The organism is Streptomyces sp. SGAir0957 (assembly GCF_043523415.1).
This window is the reverse complement of sequence record NZ_CP027293.1, coordinates 5,795,710-5,820,255: the sequence shown is the minus strand read 5'-3', so window position 1 is coordinate 5,820,255 and position 24,546 is coordinate 5,795,710. Positions and strand designations below refer to the sequence as shown.

The 24,546-nt window shown below is 71.5% G+C and carries 24 protein-coding genes; 12 read left to right on the top strand and 12 right to left on the bottom strand.

Translation table 11 applies throughout. From position 1 onward, the window contains the following. Window position 1 precedes the first annotated feature (1 nt). From C1N81_RS31120 to C1N81_RS31105, 4 genes are all read right to left on the bottom strand, one after another. The gene (locus C1N81_RS31120; RefSeq protein WP_361074043.1) at window positions 2-808 is read right to left on the bottom strand and encodes an MlaE family ABC transporter permease; all 807 of its coding nucleotides are present in this window, start codon (window positions 806-808) and stop codon (window positions 2-4) included. Window positions 809-815: 7 nt separating this feature from the next. Beyond that, the gene (locus C1N81_RS31115; protein ID WP_394434607.1) at window positions 816-1,682 is read right to left on the bottom strand and encodes an MlaE family ABC transporter permease; all 867 of its coding nucleotides are present in this window, start codon (window positions 1,680-1,682) and stop codon (window positions 816-818) included. Between the two features lie 169 nt (window positions 1,683-1,851). Beyond that, window positions 1,852-2,856 (bottom strand): ABC transporter ATP-binding protein, encoded by a 1,005-nt coding sequence (locus C1N81_RS31110; RefSeq protein WP_394434605.1) that lies wholly within the window; start codon window positions 2,854-2,856, stop codon window positions 1,852-1,854. Window positions 2,857-3,301: 445 nt separating this feature from the next. Then, complete coding sequence (locus tag C1N81_RS31105; RefSeq protein WP_394434603.1) at window positions 3,302-4,237, bottom strand: hypothetical protein; 936 nt, start codon at window positions 4,235-4,237, stop codon at window positions 3,302-3,304. Window positions 4,238-4,680: 443 nt separating this feature from the next. Between C1N81_RS31105 and C1N81_RS31100 the strand changes: the two genes are divergently transcribed. The 3 genes from C1N81_RS31100 (at window position 4,681) to C1N81_RS31090 (ending at window position 8,364) form a co-directional block, all read left to right on the top strand. Next, entirely contained in the window at window positions 4,681-5,283 is a 603-nt protein-coding gene (locus C1N81_RS31100) for a hypothetical protein (RefSeq protein ID WP_394434601.1), read from the top strand. 146 nt (window positions 5,284-5,429) lie between these two features. Next, a complete protein-coding gene (locus tag C1N81_RS31095; RefSeq protein ID WP_394434599.1) occupies window positions 5,430-6,965 on the top strand; it encodes a DUF6801 domain-containing protein in 1,536 nt (511 codons plus the stop codon). 187 nt (window positions 6,966-7,152) lie between these two features. Further along, window positions 7,153-8,364, top strand: a complete 1,212-nt coding sequence (locus C1N81_RS31090; protein WP_394434597.1) for a helix-turn-helix domain-containing protein — start codon at window positions 7,153-7,155, stop codon at window positions 8,362-8,364. Here the strand turns inward: C1N81_RS31090 and C1N81_RS31085 are convergent. From C1N81_RS31085 to C1N81_RS31075, 3 genes are read right to left on the bottom strand one after another with little or no spacing between them, the layout of a single operon-like run. Next, entirely contained in the window at window positions 8,351-8,620 is a 270-nt protein-coding gene (locus C1N81_RS31085) for a DUF397 domain-containing protein (protein ID WP_394434595.1), read from the bottom strand. The genes C1N81_RS31090 and C1N81_RS31085 overlap by 14 nt on opposite strands. Further along, window positions 8,589-9,434, bottom strand: a complete 846-nt coding sequence (locus C1N81_RS31080; protein WP_394434593.1) for a helix-turn-helix domain-containing protein — start codon at window positions 9,432-9,434, stop codon at window positions 8,589-8,591. The genes C1N81_RS31085 and C1N81_RS31080 overlap by 32 nt, the downstream gene beginning before the upstream one ends. Window positions 9,435-9,465: 31 nt before the next feature. Next, window positions 9,466-11,505, bottom strand: coding sequence for a bifunctional glycosyltransferase 87/phosphatase PAP2 family protein (locus tag C1N81_RS31075; RefSeq protein ID WP_394434591.1), 2,040 nt, complete (start codon window positions 11,503-11,505; stop codon window positions 9,466-9,468). A 350-nt stretch (window positions 11,506-11,855) separates the two neighbouring features. On the opposite strand from C1N81_RS31075, the gene C1N81_RS31070 reads away from it, so the two are divergent. Both C1N81_RS31070 and C1N81_RS31065 read left to right on the top strand, forming a co-directional pair. Beyond that, on the top strand, window positions 11,856-13,253 hold the full coding sequence (locus C1N81_RS31070; RefSeq protein ID WP_394434589.1) for an MFS transporter: 1,398 nt from the start codon (window positions 11,856-11,858) through the stop codon (window positions 13,251-13,253). 71 nt (window positions 13,254-13,324) lie between these two features. Beyond that, window positions 13,325-14,008: an O-methyltransferase gene (locus C1N81_RS31065; RefSeq protein WP_394434587.1), complete on the top strand. Its 684-nt coding sequence runs from the start codon at window positions 13,325-13,327 to the stop codon at window positions 14,006-14,008. 55 nt (window positions 14,009-14,063) lie between these two features. On the opposite strand, the gene C1N81_RS31060 is transcribed toward C1N81_RS31065, so the two are convergent. After that, entirely contained in the window at window positions 14,064-14,465 is a 402-nt protein-coding gene (locus C1N81_RS31060) for a hypothetical protein (RefSeq protein WP_394434585.1), read from the bottom strand. Window positions 14,466-14,617: 152 nt separating this feature from the next. On the opposite strand from C1N81_RS31060, the gene C1N81_RS31055 reads away from it, so the two are divergent. Further along, window positions 14,618-14,935: an antibiotic biosynthesis monooxygenase family protein gene (locus C1N81_RS31055; protein ID WP_394434583.1), complete on the top strand. Its 318-nt coding sequence runs from the start codon at window positions 14,618-14,620 to the stop codon at window positions 14,933-14,935. 80 nt (window positions 14,936-15,015) lie between these two features. On the opposite strand, the gene C1N81_RS31050 is transcribed toward C1N81_RS31055, so the two are convergent. After that, window positions 15,016-15,666 (bottom strand): hypothetical protein, encoded by a 651-nt coding sequence (locus C1N81_RS31050; RefSeq protein WP_394434581.1) that lies wholly within the window; start codon window positions 15,664-15,666, stop codon window positions 15,016-15,018. 6 nt (window positions 15,667-15,672) lie between these two features. Then, complete coding sequence (locus tag C1N81_RS31045; protein WP_394434579.1) at window positions 15,673-16,326, bottom strand: hypothetical protein; 654 nt, start codon at window positions 16,324-16,326, stop codon at window positions 15,673-15,675. 170 nt (window positions 16,327-16,496) lie between these two features. On the opposite strand from C1N81_RS31045, the gene C1N81_RS31040 reads away from it, so the two are divergent. Together C1N81_RS31040 and C1N81_RS31035 are read left to right on the top strand one after the other, a co-directional pair. Next, complete coding sequence (locus C1N81_RS31040; protein WP_394438330.1) at window positions 16,497-16,997, top strand: GNAT family N-acetyltransferase; 501 nt, start codon at window positions 16,497-16,499, stop codon at window positions 16,995-16,997. A gap of 752 nt (window positions 16,998-17,749) precedes the next feature. Then, on the top strand, window positions 17,750-18,391 hold the full coding sequence (locus tag C1N81_RS31035) for a peptidoglycan-binding protein (protein WP_394434578.1): 642 nt from the start codon (window positions 17,750-17,752) through the stop codon (window positions 18,389-18,391). A gap of 31 nt (window positions 18,392-18,422) precedes the next feature. Here C1N81_RS31035 and C1N81_RS31030 read toward each other — a convergent pair whose 3' ends face one another. Continuing rightward, on the bottom strand, window positions 18,423-19,079 hold the full coding sequence (locus tag C1N81_RS31030; protein WP_394434576.1) for an HAD family hydrolase: 657 nt from the start codon (window positions 19,077-19,079) through the stop codon (window positions 18,423-18,425). Window positions 19,080-19,621: 542 nt separating this feature from the next. Here C1N81_RS31030 and C1N81_RS31025 point away from each other — a divergent pair. The 3 genes from C1N81_RS31025 to C1N81_RS31015 all read left to right on the top strand — a co-directional run bounded on the left by C1N81_RS31025 (window position 19,622) and on the right by C1N81_RS31015 (window position 22,765). Beyond that, a complete protein-coding gene (locus tag C1N81_RS31025; RefSeq protein ID WP_394434575.1) occupies window positions 19,622-20,305 on the top strand; it encodes an HNH endonuclease family protein in 684 nt (227 codons plus the stop codon). Window positions 20,306-20,422: 117 nt separating this feature from the next. Beyond that, the gene (locus tag C1N81_RS31020; protein ID WP_394434573.1) at window positions 20,423-22,141 is read left to right on the top strand and encodes an alkaline phosphatase D family protein; all 1,719 of its coding nucleotides are present in this window, start codon (window positions 20,423-20,425) and stop codon (window positions 22,139-22,141) included. Window positions 22,142-22,315: 174 nt separating this feature from the next. Continuing rightward, on the top strand, window positions 22,316-22,765 hold the full coding sequence (locus C1N81_RS31015; protein WP_394434571.1) for a DoxX family protein: 450 nt from the start codon (window positions 22,316-22,318) through the stop codon (window positions 22,763-22,765). A gap of 121 nt (window positions 22,766-22,886) precedes the next feature. Here C1N81_RS31015 and C1N81_RS31010 read toward each other — a convergent pair whose 3' ends face one another. Continuing rightward, window positions 22,887-23,549 carry a superoxide dismutase family protein gene (locus C1N81_RS31010; protein WP_394434569.1) on the bottom strand — a complete coding sequence of 221 codons (663 nt, stop codon included), beginning with the start codon at window positions 23,547-23,549 and terminating at the stop codon, window positions 22,887-22,889. A gap of 300 nt (window positions 23,550-23,849) precedes the next feature. Between C1N81_RS31010 and C1N81_RS31005 the strand changes: the two genes are divergently transcribed. After that, entirely contained in the window at window positions 23,850-24,482 is a 633-nt protein-coding gene (locus C1N81_RS31005; RefSeq protein WP_394434567.1) for a DedA family protein, read from the top strand. Window positions 24,483-24,546 lie beyond the last annotated feature (64 nt).

Here is a 24,546-nt window from a genome sequence, read left to right as displayed (position 1 = left end):
GTCACCCCGCCACCTTCACGGTCGTGGTGGCGCCCCACAGGGCGAGGGAGAGGAAGAAGTCGGTGACGGAGATCAGCACGATGGCGTTGCGCACGGACCGCCCGACGGCGACCCCCACCCCGGCGGGCCCGCCGGTGGCCCGGTACCCGTAATAACAATGGGCGACGATCACCATGACGCTGAAGATGAGCACTTTCAGGACGGAGAGCAGCACGTCCGTCGGCGACAGGAAGAGATTGAAGTAGTGGTCGTACGTTCCTTGCGACTGCCCGTTGAAGACGACGGTGACCAGGCGCGAGGCGAGGTACGAGGAGAGCAGGCCGATCGCGTAGAGCGGGATGATGGCGACGACGCCGGCGATGATGCGCGTGGTGACGAGGTACGGCATCGACCGCACACCCATGCCCTCCAGCGCGTCGACCTCTTCGTTGATCCGCATGGCGCCGAGCTGCGCGGTGAACCCGGCGCCGACGGTGGCGGACAGGGCGAGTCCGGCGACCAGCGGGGCGATCTCGCGGGTGTTGAAGTACGCGGAGACGAACCCGGTGAAGGCGGCGGTGCCGATCTGGTCGAGGGCGGCGTACCCCTGGAGGCCGACGACAGTACCGGTGGCAGCGGTCATGGCGATCATCACGCCGATGGTGCCGCCGATGACACCGAGCCCGCCGGAGCCGAAGGCGACCTCGGCGAGCAGCCGCTGCACCTCCTTGGTGTACCGGACGAGGGTGCGGGGCACCCACAGCAACGCCCGCAGGTAGAAGAGGAGTTGGTCGCCACCGCGGTCGAGCCAGACGAGGGGGGAGGTCATGACGGTTTCAGCCTCCCTTCGGCGGAACGATCTGGAGGTAGATGCCGGTCATCACCATGTTCACGAAGAAGAGCAGGATGAAGGTGATGACGACGGACTGGTTGACGGCGTCGCCGACGCCCTTCGGCCCGCCGCGCGGGTTGAGCCCGCGATAGGCGGCGACGATCCCGGCGATGAACCCGAAGATGAGGGCTTTCAGCTCACTGATGTAGAGGTCGGGAAGCTGCGCGAGAGCGGAGAAGCTCTGCAAGTACGCACCCGGGGTGCCGTGTTGCAGCACGACATTGAAGAAGTAGCCGCCGAGGGTGCCGACGACGGACACCATGCCGTTCAGCAGCAGCGCCACCGACATCGTGGCCAGCACGCGCGGCACGACCAGGCGCTGGACCGGCGAGACGCCCATGACCTCCATCGCGTCCAGCTCCTCGCGGATCTTGCGCGAGCCGAGGTCGGCGCAGATGGCGGAGCCGCCCGCACCCGCGATGAGCAGCGCCACGATGAGCGGGCTGGCCTGCTGGATGACGGCGAGGACGCTGGCACCCCCGGTGAAGGACTGAGCACCCAATTGCTGGGTGAGCGAGCCGACTTGCAGGGCGATGACAGCACCGAACGGAATCGAGACGAGCGCGGCGGGCAGGATCGTCACACTGGCGATGAACCAGAACTGCTCCACGAACTCCCGGAACTGGAACGGCCGCCGGAACACGGCCCGCGCCACTTCCAGCCCGAGCGCGAAGAGCCTGCCGGTCTGGCGGAGGGGGCCGAGGAGAGGGTTGGGCGTGCGGGGCGCTGCCCGCTTGCCCTTGTCCAGGGGGACGGGCGGGGGCGCCTGGGGCGGGGGCGGCGGCACGGTCGGCCGGGAGTCGATGCTCATATGCTCACTCGCCGGGTGCGGAGCGCCCCGTAGGGGCGCGGGGAACGGCGCGACCGGCCACGACGGATGCCGCACCCGACGACGAGACCGTCCATGACAGCCCCTCCGGCGATTGAGGGGCGGGGGCCGGGGCGGAGCCCCTGGGGCGCACGGTGGCGCGGGGTGCCGTTCACAGGACACCGCCGGAGGTCCGGGGCAACACCGCGGTCGGGGCCATCGCCTCGGCGCCGTACGTGGCCCGGATCGCGGCGGCGGCGGACGGCGGCAGGGTGTCGAGCATCCCGAGCACCCGCGCCCGGCGCCGGGCAACGGCGGCCCGCTCCCCCAAGCCCGGCGAGGGCTGGAGCTGCGGCACGAGCGCCCGGGGCTCGACCACCGGCTGCGAAGCCTCGGCGGCCAGCGTCGCCGCGTCCTTCTCCTCCGACATGCCGATGGGCCCCGCCTTGCTGGCGGTGAGGAACTGCGCCACGACCGGCTCCCGGCTGGTCAGCAGCACTTCACGCGGCCCGAACGTCACGAGGTTCCGCCGGAACAGCATCCCCATGTTGTCCGGCACGGTCGCCGCGATGTCGAGGTTGTGCGTGACGATGAGCATCGTCGCGTCGATCTGCGTGTTGAGGTCGATGAGGAGCTGCGAGATGAACGCCGTACGGACCGGGTCGAGGCCGGAGTCCGGCTCGTCGCACAGAATGATCTGCGGATCGAGGACGAGAGCCCGCGCGAGACCGGCCCGCTTGCGCATACCTCCACTGATCTCGCCGGGCAGCTTCCCCTCGGCGCCGAGGAGGCCGACGACCTCGATCCGCTCCATGACGATGCGGCGGATCTCCGACTCCTTCTTGCGCGTGTGCTCGCGCAGCGGGAAGGCGATGTTGTCGAAGAGGTTCATCGACCCGAAGAGGGCGCCGTCCTGGAACATGAGCCCGAACAGCTTCCGGGCCTCCATGATGTCCCGCTCCGGGCTGCGCGCCATGTCGACGCCGTCGACGAGGACGCGGCCCCGCTCGGGCTTGAGCAGACCGATCAGCGACTTCAGGAAGACGGTCTTGCCGGTACCGGACGGACCGAGCATGACGCTCACCTCGCCGGCGGGCAGGGTGAGACTGACGTCCTGCCAGATCTGCTGCTTGCCGAAGGACTTGGTGAGCCCTTCGACCTTCACTTCGATTCCCATCGCCTCTCACCTTCAGCGAGCGAGCTCGGCAGCGCACGGTAATTCGCTTTGTACGCGCCGGACAAGATCTCGGAGCGGCCGCCCCGAATCTTTCTGAAAACTTGTCATCCGATGACAAGAGACCGATTCGCCTCTGTCGGAGGATGAGTGAAACCACCGGTTCGCGGCGGGGCCCCGCCCCGCCGGGGGTACGACGAGGAAACGGGGCCCCAGCACGGAGACGCCGACCGGAAAGGAGGATTCCGCCCGCACCTCATGCGACTCCTGGCCAGCGGGAGTGCCGTCCGGGAGTGGAGGACTTTCACCGACGTTACGGCCGAGTAACCTCGGCGAGCAAGAGCAATTCGCCAAGTTTTCGACCCGAAGGCCGCTCATTCATTTATCACTTGCCGACAATGCGGTCAGGCGGGTGGGGTGATCGGTTGCCCGGGGATAAGGGTGCGCGTCACTTGACCGCCGAGTGCCAGTACTCGGAGAACACCTTGCCCTGGTTGGGCGCGGTGGCGGTCGGGTCGTTCAGGGTGGCCAGGTAGGTGGAGGCGCTGTTGAGGGTGAGGCTGTTGGTGCCCGAGGCCGCGGGGAGGGCGGACTTGAGGTTGACGGCCCAGTTGAAGGCGCCGAGCCCCAGGGGACCGCAGCCGCTCGCGCCCGGCGCGGCGAAGGTGGTGTCCTGCTGGTTGGCGCCGGTCAGGGCGAGCCGGCCGACCGGCCCCGTCTCGTCGGGCGTGCCGTTGGCGGCGGAACTCTCCGCGCCGACGGTGGGCAGCGCGGCGTTCCCCGGACGCAGGATGACGGGCGCGGACTTGGTGCCGATGTAGCAGTTGTTGCCGATCAGCGGGTTCTGCAGATGGATGCGGACCGGAATGGAGATGATCGGCTGGCCTTCGGAGACCCCGGCGAGCAGCTGGAAGTCGGACGGCGTGCCCACGGACTCGACCGTCGCGACGACCTTGTTGACCGTGCTGTCGGTGATCTTCCCGCAGACGGCGCTGACCACGGGGATGTCGCTGGGACACATCAGTCCGAGCAGGCCCCCCGGCAGGTTGGCGGGGTCGGCCACCAGCGCGCCGCCCGCGGGCGCGATCACCGTGTTGGTGCCGTCGTCGTGCGTGACGACGCCGACCTGGAGGTCGGTCTTCCCCGTCGGGACGACCGAGCTGCCGATCTTGATGACGCCACTGGCGGAGCTGGAGGAGATGCACGTCGCCTGGTGGGTGATGCCGTCGGCGCCCAGCATGGCGGCGTTGTCGACCGGGCAGCGGTTGAACGGCGCCCAGTTCCCGTTCAACTGGGTACCGGCCGCGCTGGACGTACCGATGGAGGCGATCGTCGCCAGGGCGGCCGTCGCGCCGAGGACGGACATGCGTCTGAGGGTGGCCATGCCGGTTTTCCCTTCTGATAGGGGAATGCGAGCCCGGACGTTACTCACCGGAAACCTTTCGCACAATGCCCCTTGCTGACACTTCTTCCACTACTCGCGCGTTTAGCAGGAAGTGAGCATTCGTGGACGCCGATTGCTCGGCAGGTGAGTAGTTTTCGGGACGAGCCGCAAATTCGTCACTCCCGGACAAGGAAAGTCACGCAACCTGTCCCTGCACAGACAAGAAAAACTGCGCGTTTCGATCCTTCCGAGGAACCTGGGGCTTTCTTATTGCGGCCTCCGGTTACTAGCTCGTAACGTCCGTCTGGAAGGCGACGAGATTCGGCCCGCAGGCTGATCCATCGCGTTGCGTTGCGTTGCCTGAAGTTGCGACACGGTCGCGTCGCCGCGAAGCGGTCACGCTCCCCCTTCAATTCACCCCACGATTACGCGGAGGAACCACTGTGCGCAGATTCGCCCGTAACACCGCCATCGCCGCTGCCGCGCTCGCCTCGGCCTTCGGCCTCTCGGTCTCCTCGGCCTCGGCCGGCGCGCAGGCCACGTACACGGTCACGCCCGGCGGGGCGTTCACGGCCAACGCCACCAAGCCCACGATGAAGGTCGGCTCCGCCACCCTCTCCTGTGCCTCCTCGCAGGCGCAGGGCACCCTGAAGTCCGGGTCCGGCCTGGCGGGGGCCCAGATCGGCTCCATCACCAAGCTGACCTTCGCCACCTGCACCGTCGCCGGCATCCCGTTCACGGTCACCACCACGGCCTCGACCGCGACGCCGTTCTATGTCAACGCCACGGGCACGACGGCGAACCACATCGACGGCAACATCAGCAACATCAAGGCCACCATCACCGGTGTCGGCTGCAACGCCACCTTCCAGGGCACGACCAACGGCTGGTACGAGAACACCACGAAGACCCTGCACGTCACCGGCGGCGGCTCCCTCGCCGCGCAGGCCGGCGCCAGCTGCCTCGGCCTGTTCACCGCGGGCGCGCACGCCGACTTCGTGGGCAACTACGTCATGACCGCGCAGCAGACGATCACCTCCCCGTGATCGCGTAGCACCGCCCAGCCCGCCGCCGAGTCCACTCGGCGGCGGGCGCGCGCGTGTTTTCACGTCAGGACCGGCATCGGGTGAGGAAAGACGACCACAGGAGGCATGAGCGGATGAGAGCGAGCGCAAGGCGGACCGGACCTCGGATGCGACGCACGGTACGAGTGGCGTCCGTCGCCTCGGCCGCGCTGGTCGCCGGGCTGTTGTCCGGTTCTGGTTCCCGCGCCGATGAACAACCGCCTGCCTTGGTGGAGTTGGCCTACGAGTGCGCGCTGCCCGCGGCGGCGAACGCGGACGCGAGTCCGGACCCGAGCCAGGACACCACAGCGACGGGCGCGGACACCACGAAGGCGGCGGCGAAGCTGGCCGCCACCGTGAAGGTGACGACCCGGTTGCCGACGACGGCCGTCACGGGGCAACCGATCGAGGCCGGCCCCGTCCAGGTGGAGACCGCGCTGCCGCGTGCCGAGCTCGCCGACCGGCTTCCCGCCGGGGACGAGCTGGCGAGTGAGGCGACCCTCGCGGTCGAGGTCCGGCAGAACGGAGAAAAGGCGGCTGCCACCTGGTCCGGTCTCAGCGGCCGGGCCGACATGCCCGCCGACGGCACGGATCTGGCCCTGCCGCACACCGGGGACGTCCCCTCCATCACGGTCGGCTCCCCCGGTGAGATCGAGCTGATCGCCGGTGATCTCACGCTGACGGTCACCCCTGCCTCCGGCACACCCGTCACCGCCACGTGCTCGCCGGCCCAGGGCGCGGATCGGGGCCTGGCGAAGGTTGCCGTCCCTGACGAGCAGGGGACGGAACCGGAGCAGTCCCCCTCCCAGGACGCCTCACCCGACGAGGGGAGCGAACAGCCCCGCGACGGTGTCACGGTGAATCCCGGGGACGAGCCGAAGGTGGCGCCCGAGGTGACGTGCGGTCCGAAGCCCACCGGCGACCTCGACACCAGCCAGGCCCCGCCGCCGCCCGTACCCCCGGACGTCTCGCAACTGCCGGGGTTCCAGGCGTGCGCGTATGCCGTGGGTCTTGCCACGGTACGCAAGCAGAACGGGTCGATGGTCATCAACGACCCGTCGGCGACCCCGGCGCTCATGGACGTCGCCGCCAATGTCCAGGTCGGGTCGGCCACGGACCCGGTGACCGGCGAGAATTGGTCGCGCTTCGACTCCCTGGGAAGACTCGTGCTGCCAGAGGCCGATTCGACCTTCCTCGGCTTCGGCTTCATGCCCGTGTCGGCCAGGGTCGCCTTCGACACCGGCCCCATCACCATCTCCACCGGTGACACGCGCACCCTGGGCGGAAGCTTCGCCGTCGCGACGTTCTTCCAGACGCTCCGCATCCGCTCGGTCAAGGTGAATGGCACCACACTCCCCGTCGGACCCGACTGCCGCACGGAGAAGGCCTTCCGCGTGACCCTGCGCGGCACCATCAACGACGACGGCAGCGGCTCCTACACGAACGTCCTCGCCGGTGGCCTCCTGACCGGCAAGGTCGACATTCCCGCCTTCACCGGCTGCGGAACCGGCGGCGAGAACCTCAACCGCCTCTTCACCGCCGCCATCAGCGGCCCCGACAACCTGATCGCCATGAATCAGGCCCCGGTCTGCTCACCGGAGCTCCAGTTCGGCTGCCCCCCGGTCGTCCCACCTCTCCCGCCGATCAAGTTGTCGGCCCCCTGACCCCACCCGTCACTTCTCAGCCACATCCCCTACCGAGGGATCATTCTCTGCGCAACTGATGTACAACCCACAGTAGTTGGCCTAACTTCAAAGGCCCCATTGGTACGCACCTGGCGGGCGGAACCGCACACCCTGCGTGGTCCCGCCCGGCCCCCACCCGGCGCTCGGACAAGCGAGGAAAGCGGCTATGCCCCTGCCCGCGCACACGGCGGATGTCGAGGACCCCCTGGGGCCGCTGCCCCGGGAGTTCGCCCGCATCATGCGTCCCGAACTCCCCGGTCTGATCAAGGAGATCGGGGTCGAGGTCACGCGCGCGTTCCCGGAGTACGCCGCACTCCTGAGCGGGCCGAACGAGGCGACGATCCGGCAGGGCGTCGAGCAGAGCCTGAAGGCCTTCGTGGACCGCGTCGCCGACCCCGCCGCCTCCACCGCGATCCGTGACGAACTGCTCCGCAAGTTCGGCCGGGTCGAGGCGTACGAGGGCCGGGACCTCAACACGCTCCAGGGCGCCTACCGTCTCGGCGCCCGCGTCGCGTTACGCCGCGCGAAGGACCTCGGCCGCCGCTTCGACCTCTCCCCGACCCTCCTGCTGACCTTCGCCGAGGCCCTCTTCGCCTACGTGGGCGAGCTGGAGGCCCTCTCGCACGAGGGGTACATGGAGGTGCAGTCGAGGACGGGCGCGACCGGCGAGGTGCTGCGCAGACGATTGCTCCATCTCCTGCTCGCCGGGACCCCGCTGAACCACACCACCATCAGCGAACTGTGCGAGCAGGCCGGCTGGCCGCTCCCGGACCAGGTGACCCTGATCGCCCTGCGCACTCCCGGACCCGAGCACATCCGCGCCGGGCTCGCCCCCGACGTCCTCACCGACCTCGGCGTCCCCCAGCCCCACCTACTGATCCCCGGCCCGCTCACCGACGAACGCCGGACCATGCTGAAGTCGGCCGCCTACGGCACGTCGTACGCGATCGGCCTGACCGTGCCGACCGCGCAGGCCGCCGATTCGCTGCGCTGGGCCCGCCGGGTGCTTCAGCTCGTCGACGACGACATCGTTGCCGACGCTCAAGTCCTGGACTGCGCCGACCACCTGGTGACGCTCTGGTTACTGAGCGACCCCGCGCTCGTCGCGGAGATCGCCCGCCGGGAACTGGCCCCGCTCGACAAGTCCTCCGGAACCCGCCGCGCCCGGCTCATGGAGACTTTGCACGCCTGGCTGACGACGCGCGGCACGGCGGACCATGTCGGCGAGGCGCTGGGCGTCCACGCCCAGACCGTCCGCTACCGGCTGCGCAATCTGGAGGCCCACTTCGGCGACCAACTGGAGTCCCCGGAGCGCCGGTTCGCGATGGAAGCGGCGCTCCGGGCTTTGCAGTTGCACGGCGAGATCACGGCCGGCTGACGAGCCCGTCCCGCAGGAACCGGCCGAACGCCTCCGGCGAGAACGAGATGCTGGGCCCCGCCGGATTCTTGGAGTCCCGCACGGCGACGGCGGCGCACGGGGTCCCGGCGACCTCTACGCAAGAACCGCCCTGGTCGCCGCTGTAGGAGGACGTGCGCCAGGCGAGCGGCCCCAGCGGCGCGCACTCGACGCACTCCCCGCCTTGGTCGCCGCTGTAACTGGACTTACGCCACTGGACGTTCGTCGACTTCGGCATAATGCTCCTCCATCACGTACCGGATCAGCTCCGCCGAGTCCCGTACGGACAGGGCAGTGGCTTGCAGGTGATCGTAACGGAGCGAACAGTCCCTGACGGTGGGCGGATTGGCCGTCATATGCCCCTGCCCATACCCCTCGGTGTACACGATGTCCGGATCGGAGGGGAAGCGGAACAAATCGAACGACCCCTGCACACCCGCATGTGGCCCCACCGGAAACGGCAGCACCTGCACATTCACCCGCGGGTTCAACTCGTACGACAGCAGCCTCTCCAACTGCTCCCGCATCACGCCCCGCTCGCCCCTCCCCATGTCCTGATAGAGCACCGCCTCCCCCAGGACGAGCCACAGCATCGGCGGCTCGTCCTTCTCCAGGATGCGCTGCCGGGCGAGCCGGACCTCCGTGCGGTCGTCCAGGTTCTCCTGGTTCAGCGCGCCGAGCACGGCACGCGCGTAGGCCGGGGTCTGGAGCAGCCCGTGCACCAGGTGCGTGTGGAAGGCGCAGATCTCCACGGAGCGCGCCTCCAACTCCGCCACCTGCTGAAACCAGGCGGGAAGCTGTGACCGCATGACGAGCCCCACGAGGCGCGAGAAGAAGCCGTCGGTGCAGAGCCCGGCGTCGACGCGTTCGCTGAACTCCCGGGTCGGCAGTCTGCGGCCCGTCTCGACCTGGCCCACAAGGGAGCCCGTGTAGCTGATGATGCCGCCGAGCTGCTCCTGGGTCAGGCCGACGGCCTCCCGTTGTCGGCGCAGCTCGTAGCCGTAGTAGTCGAGCGGTGAGGCGCTCGGGTCGAGGACGTTCGCGTTGGCCATGCAGCCCCCTCAGTTGGGCTGCACAGCGTAATCAACTGGCTACCGAAGCACTGGACTTGTCGCCGGATTCCACCTGTGCGGGTGGTTCTTTCGCTGTACGCGCGCGTGGGCCCTGAAGCGCGTACGTCAGGAAGAAGCCGAGCGAGACGACGGCGGCGCCGCCCACCGCGTCGAGCACCCAGTGGTTGCCGGTACCGACGATCGCGGAGACCGTGCACAGGGGGTGGATGAGGCCGAGCGCCTTCACCCACTTGCGGCGTGCCAGGACGACGATGACGATGCCGCACCACAGGGACCAGCCGAAGTGCAGCGAGGGCATGGCCGCGTACTGGTTGGTCAGCTCGGTCAGCGTGCCGTAGTTGGGCTTGGAGAAGTCCTGGGCGCCGTGGACCGTGTCGATGAAGCCGAGGCCCGGCATCAGGCGCGGCGGCGCGAGCGGGTAGGCCCAGAAGCCGATGAGGGCGAGCAGCGTGGCGAAGCCGAGCGCGGAGCGGGCCCAGCGGTACTCGGCGGGGCGGCGCACGTACATGAGGGCGAGCAGGCTGAGCGGGACCACGAAGTGGAACGACGTGTAGTAGAAGTTGAAGAAGTCCTTCAGCCAGGTCGCGTGGTGGACGACGCCGTGGTTGACCCAGTGCTCGATGTCGATGCGCAGGAACTTCTCGATCGAGTGGATCTGCGCGCCGTGGTGCTCGGCGGTGGCCCGGCCCCCGGAGATCGTGCCGCCCGTCGCGGCGAGCCTGACCTGCTGGTAGGCGGAGTAGCCGACGCGGATGAGGAGCAGTTCGAGGATGAGGTTCGGGCGGGTGAGGACGCGGCGCCAGACCGGGACGAGCGGCACCCACTTCCAGCGGGCGGGTACGGGCGCCGCGTAGTCCGTCGGGATCGGCGCCTGGTAGAGCGGGGACTCGCGGGAGAGGAAGGGGACGACGCAGGCCGCCGCGAGCGCCGCGATGAGCACGACGTTGTCCCGGAGCGGCTCCAGGGACGGCATGTTCGGCAGCATCATCTTCGACGGCAGGGTCAGCGCGAGGACGACGAGGACGGGCCACATGTAGCGGTCCGAGGCGCGTCTGCCGACGCGGCCGACGACCGCGAGGAGCACCCAGAGCAGCTGGTGCTGCCAGGTGGTCGGGGAGACGGCGACCGCCACGCAGCCCGTGACCGCCACCGCGAGCAGGAGCTGGCCGTCGCGCGCGTACCTGACGGCGCGGCGCAGGCCGAGGAAGGCGACGCCCGCGCCGAGGACGAGGAACAGCGTCTTCTCCGCGGGCCCCTCCAGACCGAAGCGGAGCAACATGCCGTGCAGCGACTGGTTGGCGTTGGCGGCCGGGTCGGTGGCGAGGCCCGCGCCCGCCAGGTGGTGGACCCAGTACGTCCATGAGTCGTGCGGCATCGCGGCCCAGGCGAGGGCGGTCGCGGCGACGAAGGTGGCGCCGGTGGAGAGCGCGGCGCGTCTGCGGCCCGTGAACCAGAGCAGCGGCGCGAACAGCAGCACCGTCGGCTGCAGCGCCGCGGCGACGCCCACGAGGGCGCCGGATGTCTTCTCCCCCCGTACGGCGAAGCAGCCGAGCAGGACGAGGAGGACCGGCAGGATGCTGGTCTGGCCGAGCGTGAACGCGTTGCGCACCGGCAGGGACAGCATGAGCAGGCTGATCGCGACCGGCGCCGCGAACAGGGACGTCCGGCGGGAGACGGGCTGCGGCAGGGCGCGGGCGGCGACCACGCCGAGCGCGACGACCAGGGCGAGCGAGCCGAAGGTCCAGCCCCAGCCGAGCGCCTGCTCGGCGGCGCGGGAGAACGGTTTGAGGACGAGCCCGGCGAACGGGGTGCCGGTGAACCGGTCGGGCGCGTCGTAGAGCGATCCGTTGACGTGCAGGACGCCTTCGGGGCCGATCCACGTCTCCAGGTCGGTCAGGCGCTCACCGCGCGGTGTGCTGAGCACGACCACCAGTTGACGTACGGCGAGGACGGCGGCGATCAGCCACAAGCCGGCGCGCACGGCACTCACGCGCCCTGTCGCCGTGCCCACCGGTCCGCTCATCGGCCCTCCGTGCTCCACGTTCGCCACGCGCTCTCCCAGCCCGTTCCACAGCTTCTTCGCAGTTCGTCCCCGGGTCCTTCTCGTAGAGGTTCGCACCGCCCCCCGGGTGAGACGCACGCAACCCCTACTTCACCTCCCTGTCCACCCGGTTTTGACCGGAAGACGGCGCCCGGTTCCGCGACAAAGATCACAAAATCGCCGGACCGGAGCGCGCGGGACGCCCGATGTTTGCGCAGGTTAAAGCAGCTTTACCCACGCAGCGCAGGCAATCGGACACTTTACGTCACCTTTGCAAACGCACCTATGGTCGTTTTGAGGCCGTTCCCGCGGGGACGGCCTCTGCCCTTGTCCCCCACGAAAGGCAGGCGAGCGGAGCCTTGGCCAGTGCCACGTCCATCGCAGTCAGTACCGGCAAGGTCTCGGCCCCTCCGCGGGAACGAAACCGCGGACGGACCTCGTCCGACGTCACCGTCACCGACCCCTCGCTGGTCAAGCGCGCGGTGAAGGCCGCAGCGCTCGGCAACGCGATGGAGTGGTTCGACTTCGGCGTCTACGGCTATCTGACCGCGACGCTCGGCCACGTCTTCTTCCCGACGGCGTCCAGCACGGCGCAGGTCCTGTCCACGCTCGGCACGTTCGCCGCCGCCTTCCTCGTGCGCCCCATCGGCGGCGCCTTCTTCGGCCCGCTCGGCGACCGCATCGGCCGTCAGCGCGTCCTCGCCATCACCATGATCATGATGGCGGCGGGCACGTTCGCGATCGGCCTGATCCCGTCCTACAACGCCATCGGCGTATGGGCGCCGGTCCTGCTGATCGTGGCACGCATGCTCCAGGGCTTCTCGACCGGGGGCGAGTACGGCGGCGCCTGCACCTTCATCGCCGAGTACGCCCCGGACAAGCGGCGCGGCTTCTTCGGCTCCTTCCTGGAGTTCGGCACGCTCATCGGCTACGTGGCCGGCGCGGGCCTCGCGACGGCCCTGACCACCCTCCTCTCCGACGGCGACCTCTACAGCTGGGGCTGGCGCCTGCCGTTCCTCATCGCCGGACCGATCGGCCTCGTCGGCCTGTACGTGCGGATGAAGCTGGAGGAGACCCCCGCCTTCCAGAAGCTGACCGAGGAGGCGGAGAGCGCGCAGAAGGCGCGGCCGAAGCCGAAGCTGAAGGAGATGTTCGCCGGCAACGGCAACGCGATGGCGCTGTGCATCGCCCTCGTCCTCGTCTTCAACGTCACCGACTACATGCTCCTCTCCTACATGCCGACCTTCCTGAGCGAGGAACTGGGCTACGACGCCACGCACGGCACGCTCATCCTCATCGGCGTGATGGTCCTCATGATGTGCGTGCAGATCCCGATGGGCCGGGCCAACGACCGCTACGGCCACCGGGCCGTGATCGGCGCCGCCTGCGCCGGCTTCGTCGTCCTCTCCGTCCCCGCGGTGCTGCTGATCCGCGCGGGCTCCACCTGGGCCATCGCCCTGGGCCTCGCCGCGCTCGGCCTGCTCCTGGTCGGCTTCACGTCGTCGATGCCCTCGACGCTCCCGGCGCTCTTCCCGACGAAGGTCCGCTACGGCTCCCTGTCCGTCGGCTTCAACCTCTCGGTGTCCCTGTTCGGCGGCACCACCCCGCTCGTCGCCGCCGCGCTCATCGCCGCCACCGGCGACCTGATGATCCCGGCCTACTACATGATGGCCGCGGCCGTCGTCGGCGGCGTCGCCGCCTGGCGCATGAGGGAGTCGGCGGGCCGGCCGCTGCCGGGGTCACCGCCGGCCGTCTGAGCGCGGCGAGCCGTCGGGCGCGGGGACCGGGGCCGTGTGCCGCCCCGGTCCCCGCGCCTACGCTGATGACCATGAGCACTCAACCCGGCGCCCCGCAGCCCGACCCCGCAGCCGTCGACGCCTACCTCAGTGATCTGCTCGCCCCCGCCGACGAGGCCCTCGCCGGCGCCCTCGCGGACAGCGAGGAGGCGGGGCTGCCCAGCATCGCCGTCTCCGCCACCAACGGGAAACTGCTGAACCTCCTCGCCCGCCTCCAGGGCGCCCGCCGCATCCTGGAGATCGGCACACTCGGCGGCTACAGCACCATCTGGCTGGGCCGCGCCCTGCCCGCCGACGGATCGCTGATCACCCTGGAGTACAGCCCGGTCCACGCCGAGGTGGCCCGCGCCAACCTCGCCCGCGCGGGCCTGGACAAGGTCGTCGAGGTGCGGGTCGGCGCCGCCCTGGACTCGCTGCCGGCGCTCGCCGACGAGGGGCACGTCTTCGACCTCGTCTTCATCGACGCCGACAAGGTGAACAACCCGCACTACCTGGAGTGGGCCGTGCGGATGACGCGCCCCGGCAGCGTCATCGTCCTGGACAACGTGGTGCGCGAGGGCCGCGTCGCGCAGGCCGACGACGACCGGCCCGACGTCACAGGCACCCGCGCCGCGCTCCGGCTCATGGCCGACCACCCCAAGCTGGACGCCACCGCCATCCAGACGGTGGGCGCCAAGGGGTACGACGGCTTCGCGGTGGCGTACGTCCAGGCCTGACCTTCCCCGCCGCCGTCGTTCACTCCTCCGCCGGCGTTCACTCCTCCGCCGGCGTTCACTCCTCGTGGTAGAAGCCCACGTGCACGCTGCGCGGTCCGCTCCGGTCGAGGACGACGACCTCGCCGGAGGCGCCGCGCGGCAGCCGGTACGCCCCGCCGTACGCGAGCGGGTGTCCCGGCCCGGCGCCCGCGCCGAGCCGCACCCGCACCTCGGCGGCGGGGTCGCCCTGGGAGCCCCGCAGCCACAGGACGCTCCACTCGCCCTCGGGCCCGCACCGGAACTCCAGGTGCGCCCGTGACACGAACAGCCAGTCCTCCGGGGTCATGAGGCGGCACACCGCGGCGTCGCGGCCCACCCGCAGCACGGCGCCCGGCGCGCTCGCCGCCTCCGCCATCACCATCCCGGCGGTGGCGCCCTCGTCGCCGCCGCCCACCGCGGCCATGGTCAGTTCGAGCACCGCACACTCCCCCAGCGTCCGTCCGGGCCCAAGCGGACCGTTGGGGCCGCATCCTAGGCGTCCGCACCCGTCCGCCGGGGCGCTCTGCGGGACATCTGCGGGACAATCGACCCCATGACAGCGGCCCACGGCGGTGCGGCAGGATGAACTCCATGAGCATCGTCAAGATCAACGTCCTGAACGTCCCGGCCGAGCAGCGCGAGGTCCTGGAGCAGCGCTTCGCGTCCCGCGCGGGCGCCGTCGAGAACTCGGACGGCTTCGAATGGTTCGAGCTGCTCCGCCCCGTCGAGGGCACCGACGACTACCTCGTCTACACGCGCTGGCGCGACGAGGAGTCGTTCCAGGCGTGGATGGAGGGCCCGATGAAGGCCGCGCACCAGGGCGGCGGCGACCGTCCGAAGCCCGCCGCGAGCGGCTCCTCGGTGTGGTCCTTCGAGGTCGTGCAGCAGGCCGCGCCGAAGACCGCCTGACCCGCGGACACCGCTACGGCGATGCGGCCGGCCCCTTGTGTGGGGCCGGCCGCATCGCCGTGTCCGGGGCGGGCGGGGCGTCAGAGCTTCAGCAGGCGCTCCGCCGTCTCGCGGTAGTCGCGCAGCGCGAGGCGCAGCCGCTCCGTGTCCTCGCCCGAGTCCTGCCAGGACGTGCGCAGGGTGCGGCGGTGGCCCGCCAGCGTCTCGGTGAGGCGGGCCGTCAGGTCCTCCAGGACGTGGTCGGCCTCCTCGACGGCAGCGCGGGGCTGGTCCACGAAACCGGCGACCGCGTGCTTGAGGCGGCCCGTCATGTCCTCGCGCAGGTCGTGCGCGACGAGCGTCGAGTGACCCTCGTGGCGGCCCTGGCCGGTGGTCTCCCCGACGTGGTGGTCACCCGTACCGACCCCGCCGACTGCCCCGTGCGTGCCATGGGTGTCGGGCGTGGCGGGGGTGCCATGGGTGTCGGGCGCGGCGGGCGTGCCGTGTGTGGTGTGGGTGTCGGGCGTGCCGTGCCCGGTGAGCGGGTCCGTGCCGGCCGGGGCTCCCACGCCGGGGGCCTGCTCGCGCGGCTCGTGCCCGGGTTCGTGCCGGGGCTCACGCGGGGCGTGCGCCGCCGGGTCGGTCACCGGCTCCTTGAACGGTTCCTTCGGCCGCTCGTTCAGCGGCGACTCGTTCAGCGGGGCCGCGCCCGGCGCCGTACCGTCCTGTCGCGTGCGTCCGATCTCCGCCATCCTCGATCAACTCCCCTTCGCAAGGCGCCCCTTGAGGGGGCTGTTCGTCCGGTTGTGCCGCGTGTGCGCGTCGTCCGTCACAGCGGTGTCGTCGCCCCGGCCGTCCCGGTGCGCGACGCGCCCGCCCGTACCGGTCAGGTCGTCGAAGAGGGCCCGCGCCTCGACCATCGCCTCGCGCAGCTCCTCCGTACCGGCGCCGATGCCGGTGTGCGCCGCCTCGTGGACGCGCCGGTAGCCGTGCACGTGGTGGCCGTGGTGGACGGAGAGCGCCTCGAACTGCTCGTCGTAGCGGGTGCCGTCCGGGAAGCCGCGCTCCTTCGCGAGGTCCGCGATGAGGGCGTCCGCCTCGGCGACTGCCTCCGCGGGCGACTCGACGAAGCGCTCCTGGGCGGCGGCCCAGCGCGCCCGGTACCGCTCCCGCGCGTCGGGCCGCAGGTCGTGCGTGCGCAGTTCCCCGTGCCGCCGCACCCGCTCCGTCAGCTCGTGCTCAGCGGCTTTCGTGTCGCCGTCGTGCCGGGCGACGACCCGCTCGTACTCGGGCCCGAAGCGGCTCTTGAGGCTCCGCCCGCCGCGGGGCTTGGTCCGCGCGGCGAACACGCCCGCCGCGACGACGACCACGACCCCCACCACGATCAGAGCGATGATCACGCCTGTGGACATGGCTGTCTTCCCGACCTTCCCGGTGTCCGTCGTATCTGGGTCAACTGTCAACCGTGCTTACGATGAACCGGGTTGCCCGCGCCCGCGGGCTCAAACAGGCCGCTCCGACGGCGGTGCCGGGCGACGAAATCCAGTTGCCGCAGCACGCCCCACGGGCCCCACAATGCGCCATGCGCACCCGCTGGACCATCGCCCCCGAGCCGTACGACTCCGCCGTGGCCGCCGCCCTGTGGCGCGCCTACTACACGGAGGTCAGCGACCGCTGGTACCTGCTGCACGAGGGGCACGCCACCGACCCGGCGGACCTGGAACGCGGGATCGCCTCGGAGTCGGGCGCCCAACTGGCCGCACCAAGCGGCGAGTTGCTGATCGGTCGATACGACGGTGAACCCGCCGGAAGCGCCGGGGTGCGGCTCGTGGCGCCCGGGGTGGCCGAGCTGACCCGCGTCTACGTGGCCAGGGAGGCGCGCGGCACCGGCGGCGCGGCGCTGCTCGTGGCGGCCGCCGAGGGAGCGGCCCGCGCGCTCGGCGCCACCCGCGTCCGGCTCGACACCCGCGCCGACCTGGTCGAGGCGCGGGCCCTGTACGCGCGGCTCGGCTACGCGGAGACGGCGCCGCACAACGACGACATGTACGCCGAGCACTGGTTCGGCAAGGACCTGACCTCGTAGCCGCCGGCCGGGCGGCGACGTCCCGCCGGTTGCTGCCCCATGTCGAGGCCGCCCTCGGTGACGACCCAGGAGAGATGCTCCGGACCGCCCAGGTCGCTCTCGGCCCCGGCCCGATCCGTCCGGTCGACTTCGAGCCCACCACTGCGCTCCCGCTCCCCGGGTCTGCATAATGCGCTGCAGTTCTCGGGGAGGGGGCCGCGCATGAGTCTCGGGGAGGGGACCAGGTGGTGAGTGAGGAGACGCGTTCGCTGGGCGGGGAGGGGTCGTCGCCGGGCGGGAAGAAGACTCCGCCGGGCGGGACGCATCCGCCCGCGGGTGAAACGGCCCCGCCGGACGCGGAAGGGCCACCGTCCGGCGGGGATCACTCGGTGGGCGGCCAAGCAGCCCCGCCGGACGCGGAAGGGCCACCGTCCGGCGGGGAGCACCCGGTGGGCGGCCAGACGGCCCCGCCGGACGCGGAAGGGCCACCGTCGGGCGGGGATCACCCGCGCGGCGACGGGAGCCCGCCGGGCGGGGAAGCGCAGGGCCCGGGTGGGGGCGCGCTTACGCCGGTCACCGGGGAAGCGGAGCGGGTGTGCGCGGGGTGCGGGGCCCTGGTCGGGGGTGGTGGGGGGACCGGTTGTACGTGTGAGGCGGAGGGGTTCGGGCCGTTGCGGGTGCGGCCCTATGTCACGCTGCCGGAGCCGTCCCAGCCCCCGCCGCCGCGCGTCCCGGACCCGTACGCGCACCCCCCGCTGCCGCCGGAGCGGCCGGTGCCAGATGACGGCGCCGACGGGAACCCGCACCCCGGGGACGGTGCGCGTCGCACTCCGGTGCTGCTGCTCGCCGCGATCGCGGGGGTGCTGAGCGTGGCGGCGCTGGTGACGGTCCTCATCTCGGCGGGCGACGGCGACACGAGCGTCGCCGCGCAGGAGGCGGGCACCCCGCTGGCCGCCACCTCGACGCCGTCGGGTACACCGTCGACCCCGTCCGCGTCGCCGACGGCACGCTCGGCACCGCCTTCGTCGTCGCAGGTGTCGCGCGCGGCATCGGCCCCCGTGGCGCCCTCCACGTCGGGACCGGCGAGCACGAAGCCCCCCTCCCCGACGCGCTCGGCGTCCACGTCAGCGTCCCCCTCCGCCTCGGCCCCCGCCTCCCCGACACCGCGCCCGTCGCAGCCGCAGGAGCCGCAGGAGCCGCAGGTGTTGCGCCGGGGCGACCGCGGCCCGGCGGTGAGCGAGCTGCAGTACCGGCTGCGCAAGGTGAACCTGTACCCGGCGGACCCGGACGGCAGCTTCGACGGCCGTACGGAGTTCGCCGTGCGCACCTATCAGATGGCGCGCGGGGTCCAGGAGGACGCGCCGGGCATGTACGGCCCGGCGACGCGGCGGCTTCTGGAGGCGGAGACGCGGTGAGCGCCCGCGCCGGGAGGCCACCGCGTCCCGGTCAGCCGATGTGCAGCAGGATCTCCCCGTCGGCGCCGGCCTCGACCCGTACGGCGGTCAGGTCGGGCACGTGCACCGTGGGCCCGTGCTCGCCCGCGCGCGGGCCGACCCCGATCACCCGCATCCCGGCGGCGAGCCCCGCCGTGATGCCCGCGCCGGAGTCCTCGAAGACGACGCAGTCGGCGGGGTCGACGCCCAGCTCGGCGGCGCCCTTGAGGAAGCCCTCGGGATCGGGCTTGCTGGCGCCGACGTTCTCGGCGGTGACGCGGACGGCCGGGTAGGGCAGTCCGGCGGCGGCCATCCGGCCGGTCGACAGGGCGAGGTCCGCCGAGGTGACGAGGGCGTGCGCGACACCGCCGGAGAGCAGCGACTCCAGGAACGCCGCGGCGCCGGGGACGGGCACGACCCCGTCCATGTCGGCGGTCTCCGCGGCGAGCATCCGGGCGTTGTCGGCGTGGTTCTCCGCCATGGGCCGCTCGGGCAGCAGGAGGGCCATGGAGGCGTAGCCCTGACGCCCGTGCACGACGCCCATCACCGTGTCGCCGTCGAGTCCGTGCTCGGCGGCCCAGCGCCGCCAGATGCGTTCGACGACGGCGTCGGAGTTGACGAGGGTGCCGTCCATGTCGAGCAGGAGGGCACGCGCGGGGAGAACGGTCATCGGCGGGCTCCAGAGAAGATGTGACGGCCAGAACGTGTGACACCCGATACGTGTGACGGCCGGCACGTGCGCCGGCCCCTACGTGCGACGGCTGAAACGTGTGAGTGCTCCGCGCGTCGGTCGGGGACAAGGCGGCCCCGCCCACCGGTCAGGGTACGCGGGCGGGGACCACTTTGTTCCTTCACGGTACAAAACGCGAACGGGTCCGCGCCACCCGCCTCCCCCTGACACCCCGCCCGCACAGGGGCCCGCCACCCCCAAGGCGATACGCCTCCCCCAGGGCGCCCCACCTCCCCCACAGAGCGACCCGCCACCCCCAAGGCGACCCGGCGCACCGTCACACCCCCGGGCGCACCTCAGAGAGCCGAACGGCTCAAATTCCGGGCATATCGGCGGAGTTGCCGCGTGGCCCCTTGTCCCGCCCACCACTTTGACGCGACCCTGTCACCAGCAACACACCCCCGCGCAACCTCTTCCCCCCACCATGGCCGCACGCACCCCCCACCGTTCGGCCAACAGCACCCCGCCACAAGGGAGTTCACATGCCCCGCCTTCGCATGTCCAGCCTCCGCACGCCCAGCCTCTACGCGCGTCGATCCCGCGCCGCGGCCCTCGGCACCGGCGCCGCCGCCCTCACCGCGCTCACCCTCCTCACGACCGCCCCCGCCGCGCAGGCGGCCCCGCCCACCCCGGTCAGCGCCGCCACGGCCCGTACGTACCTCGCCGAGCTGACCGTCAAGGCCGAGGGCTCCTCCGACGGCTACAGCCGCGACAAGTTCCCGCACTGGATCACCCAGTCCGGCACCTGCAACACCCGCGAGGTCGTCCTCAAGCGCGACGGCACGAACGTGCAGACCGGCTCCGACTGCGCCGCCACGTCCGGGAGTTGGTACTCCGCGTACGACGGCGCCACCTGGACCGCGTCGGGCGACGTCGACATCGACCACGTCGTGCCGCTGTCCGAGGCGTGGAAGTCCGGCGCGAGCGGCTGGACGACGGCGCAGCGCCAGTCGCTCGCCAACGACCTCACCCGCCCCCAGCTCATAGCGGTCACCGACAACGTGAACCAGTCCAAGGGCGACAAGGACCCCGCCGAGTGGATGCCGCCGCGCACCGCCTACGCCTGCACCTACCTGCGGATGTACGTCCAGGTGAAGCACTACTACGACCTCTCGGTGGACTCGGCGGAGAAGTCCGCGATCCAGTCGAAGCTGAGCGGCTGCTGAGCGGCTGCTGAGCGGCTGCTGAACGGTCGCCGAGCCCTGCTCCCCCACTCGCCCCCGGTGTTCCGTACCGTACGGACGACTACGCAACACCGGCCGAGCGGAAGCGGAGGAGGCGACGTGGCGAAGCTGCGCCTGGGACCCGTGCTGAGGTACGTGGACGAGAAGGCGGCGACGGTCTGGGTCGAGGCGAGCCGGCCCTGTGTCGCCGAGGTGCGGTGCGCGGACGGCGCGTCCGGCACCGCGGAGACCTTCCAGATCGACGGCCACCACTACGCGCTGGTCCCGGTCGGCGGCCTGACGCCCGGCACCGAGACCGCGTACGAAGTGGTCCTGGACGGCGGCACCGTCTGGCCCGAGCCGGAATCCCGCTTCCCGGCGAGCACCCTCCGCACCCCGGCCTACGAGGCTGAGGACGCGCAGGTCCGCGTCACCTTCGGCTCCTGCCGCTGGGCCGCGCCGCCCGCCTCCGGCTCCTCCTGGCGCGAGCGCGGCCGGGAGCTGGGCGGCGAGCACGACCCGGTCGGCCCGGACGCCCTCGACACGCTGGCCGCGCGGCTCGCCGCCGACCCGTCGGCCGAACGCCCCGACGTCCTCGTCCTCCTCGGCGACCAGGTCTACGCGGACGAGACCTCCCCCGCGACACAGGAGTGGCTGGCCCGCCGCCGCGACCTGGAGGAGCCGCCCGGCACACAGGTCGCGGACTACGAGGAGTACACCCACCTCTACTACGAGTCCTGGCTCGACCCGGAGATCCGCTGGCTGCTCTCCACGGTCCCCAGCCTGATGCTCTTCGACGACCACGACGTGATCGACGACTGGAACACGAGCGCCGCCTGGCTGCGCGACATGCGCGCGACACCCTGGTGGCAGGAGCGCATCCTGAGCGGCCTCATGTCGTACTGGGTGCACCAGCACATAGGCAACCTGCGCCCGTCCGAACTCGCCGACGACCCCGTCTACGCGGCGGTGCGCGCGACCCCCGACGGCACGGACGCGCTGCGCGAGTTCGCCGCCCGCGCCGACGCCGACCCGACCTGCGCCCGCTGGAGCTACCGGCGTGACTTCGGCCGCGTACGCCTGGTCATGATCGACACCAGGGCCGCCCGCGTCCTCGACGAGGAGAACCGGGCGATGCTCGACCCGGACGAGGAGCGCTGGGTGCGCGAGCAGGTCCTCGACGGGCAGGACAGCGCGCCCGGCGCCTACGACCACCTCCTCATCGGCTCGTCGCTGCCCTGGCTCCTGCCGCACCTCATCCACGACGCGGAGAACTGGAACGCGGCGATGTGCCACGGCGAGCGCGGCGCCCGCTGGGCCAAGCGCGGCGAGAAGCTGCGCAGGCAGGCGGATCTGGAGCACTGGCCCGCGTTCCCGAAGTCGTTCGACACGCTCACGGACCTGGTGGCGGACGCGGGCCGGGGCCCGGCCGCACCCGCGACGATCTCGGTCCTCGGTGGCGACGTGCACCACGCGTACATCGCGGAACCGACCTGGCCGGCCCCGCCGAAGGACACCGCGGAGGGCGCGGCGGGCCGACCGGCGCCGACCTCGCGCATCCTCCAGCTCACCTGCTCCCCCGTGCACAACTCGATCCCCGGCTACATGCGCCTGGCGTTCCGCTTCGGCTGGAGCCGATGGGGACGGGCCATCGGGCGCGGCCTCGCCCGGCACGCGCGCGCGGCGGCCCCCCGGGTCCACTGGCGCAGGTCGGGCGGCCCCTGGTTCGGCAACCACCTGATGACGCTGACGTTGCGCGGACGCGCCGCCGACCTTTGTCTGGACCAGGCCGACGCGGAGCAGGGCCTGGTCAGGAGGGATCAGCGCAAGATCACGTAAGTCCTGACGGCCTGCCGCAAACGGAACCGGAACTTGGCCGAATGTTGAACTTGCAAGCTCTAGTTAGGCGCACCTAACCTGTGGCTCTTCCATGCCGGTGGCAACGGCGGCGGCGTTGGCGCCGACTCCATCGGTGACATCGGTTCGTCCCCAACCGACCGAAGGAGCCCCACCATGACTGGACGTCTCAACAGCGCCCAGCCCTATGCCCTCGGCCTGTTCCGCATCGTCATCGGCCTGCTCTTCGCCTGCCACGGCGCCGCCTCGCTCTTCGGCGTCCTCGGCGGTTCGGCGGGCGGCGGCACGGTCGACGCGGGCACCTGGCCCAGCTGGTACGCCGCCGTGATCCAGCTCGTCGGCGGCGGTCTGGTCCTGCTGGGCCTCGGCACCCGCGCCGCCGCGCTGATCTCGTCCGGCTCGATGGCCTACGCGTACTTCAAGGTCCACCAGCCCGAATCGCTGTGGCCGCTGCAGAACGGCGGCGAGGCGTCGGCGGTCTTCTGCTGGACCATGCTGCTGCTCGTGTTCACCGGCTCGGGCGCGTTCGGCCTCGACCGGCTGTTCGCGGGACGCGGCGAACGCCAGGAGGAGGCGCAACCGGAGCGGGCGACGGTAGCGGCCTGAGCGAGCCGCTCGCGCGCACCGTGCCGAACGGCCCGGCCTGCCAACGGCCCGGCCTGCCAACGGCCCGGCCGGGCCGGCGAACGGTCGGGCCGTTCGGCACGCACGCACCGCTTCGGCACTCCTAGAACAGCGGCCCCACGGTCCCCAGCGCCATGTTCCGCATCGGCTGGTCGCCGAAGGGCACGGTGAAGCACGCCACCCGCTTCCCGGCGTTGCCCGGCGCGTCGTGGATCACGATCGACCCGGCCTCGCCGTCGCGCAGCCCCCAGTCCTTGTGGACGACGGCCTTGCCCGCGCCCTCGGCGTCGGTCGTGAAGTCGAGCCACACCTCGTTCTCGGCGTTCGCCTTCTCCGGGTCGGCCACGTGCTGGTAGTGCCCGCCCGCCGCCTCCGGGTCCGCGCCGCACGCGCTCTCGTGCACGTGGGCGCCGAAGGCGTGCCCGTGGGCCAGGCCCTCGACGTCCAGGCGCACCGTCATCCGGTCCCCGCTACCGCTCTGCGTGACCTTGACCGACGCGCCCGCGGGCACGAGCTTCGTGTCGTAGGTCATCGCGGGCGACGGCAGGAAGGCGGTGGGCGGCGAGAACGTGGCCTCGCTCTCCACCCAGTACGACCCGCTCCCCGCGGCGGCCCCGCTGACCGCACCGACCGCGCTGACCGCGCCGACCGCGGCGCTCCCCGTCATGTCCGCGGTCCCCGCAACTCCCGTGGCTTCCGCGGCTCCGCCGCCGCCCGCTGCCAGTACGGCCGCCGCGAGCGCGCCGGTCACCATTGCTGCCACCATCGCCAGTCCTCCGCATACGTCGTCTCGTCTTCGCGCTGCATCTCTGCATCTCTGCATCTCTGCTTCTTGCTTCTCTGCTTCTGTACGCGAGGAGTGAGCGAAGCGCCGCCCGGGACGGCGCACCTGGGTTAAGGAGCACCGGGCGCGGCGGAGCCCAAGGGTGAACGTGAGATGGGGAACATCTGTACCCCTTGCGTACCTCCGGCGACACACCAGGCGTACGCTGTACAGCTGTTATGACGCCGCTCCCGCCTGGAGGAACGGTTCCGGGGGAACGTTTCGTACGGGAGTTGGCTAGCAGTGCTGGAGAGCGTGGGGTCGCTGACCGGAAGTCCATGGATCTACGCGATCGTGGCGCTCTCCGTACTCTTCGACGTCTTCGTGCCCGTGCTGCCGAGCGGAGTCCTCGTGATCACCGCGGCGACCGCGGCCGCGGCGGGTTCCGGCGCGGCGACCGGCGCGGTCCCGCACGGCGTGCCCGACCTGCTGGTCCTCACGCTGAGCGCGGCCACGGCCTCCGTCCTCGGCGACCTGGTGGCGTACCGGCTCGCCTGGCTCGGCGGGGAGCGCCTCGACCGTGCCATCGCCCGTTCCCGGCGCCTGACGACCGCGCAGGAACGCCTCGGCGGGGCGCTCGCCCGGTCCAGCGGCGGCCTGCTCGTGATCATCGCCCGCTTCGCGCCCGCGGGCCGCTCCGTGGTCTCCTTCGCGGCCGGCTCCGCGCACCGCAAGGTCCGCGAGTTCCTCCCCTGGTCGGCGGCGGCGGGCGTGGCCTGGGCGGCGTACAGCGTCGCCCTCGGCTACTTCGGCGCGCAGTGGCTCGGCGCGAGCTGGCTCTCTACGGTGGTGTCCCTGCTGGCACTGGTGGGCGCGGGCGTGCTGGCGGCCTACGTGATGCGCCGCCCGCCCAGGGACCCGCAAGAGGCCACCTGACCCGGAGTCCGCTCCGGGGAACGTGGGCCCGCCGGGGAGTGCCGCACGAAGTGCGCATCCCAGG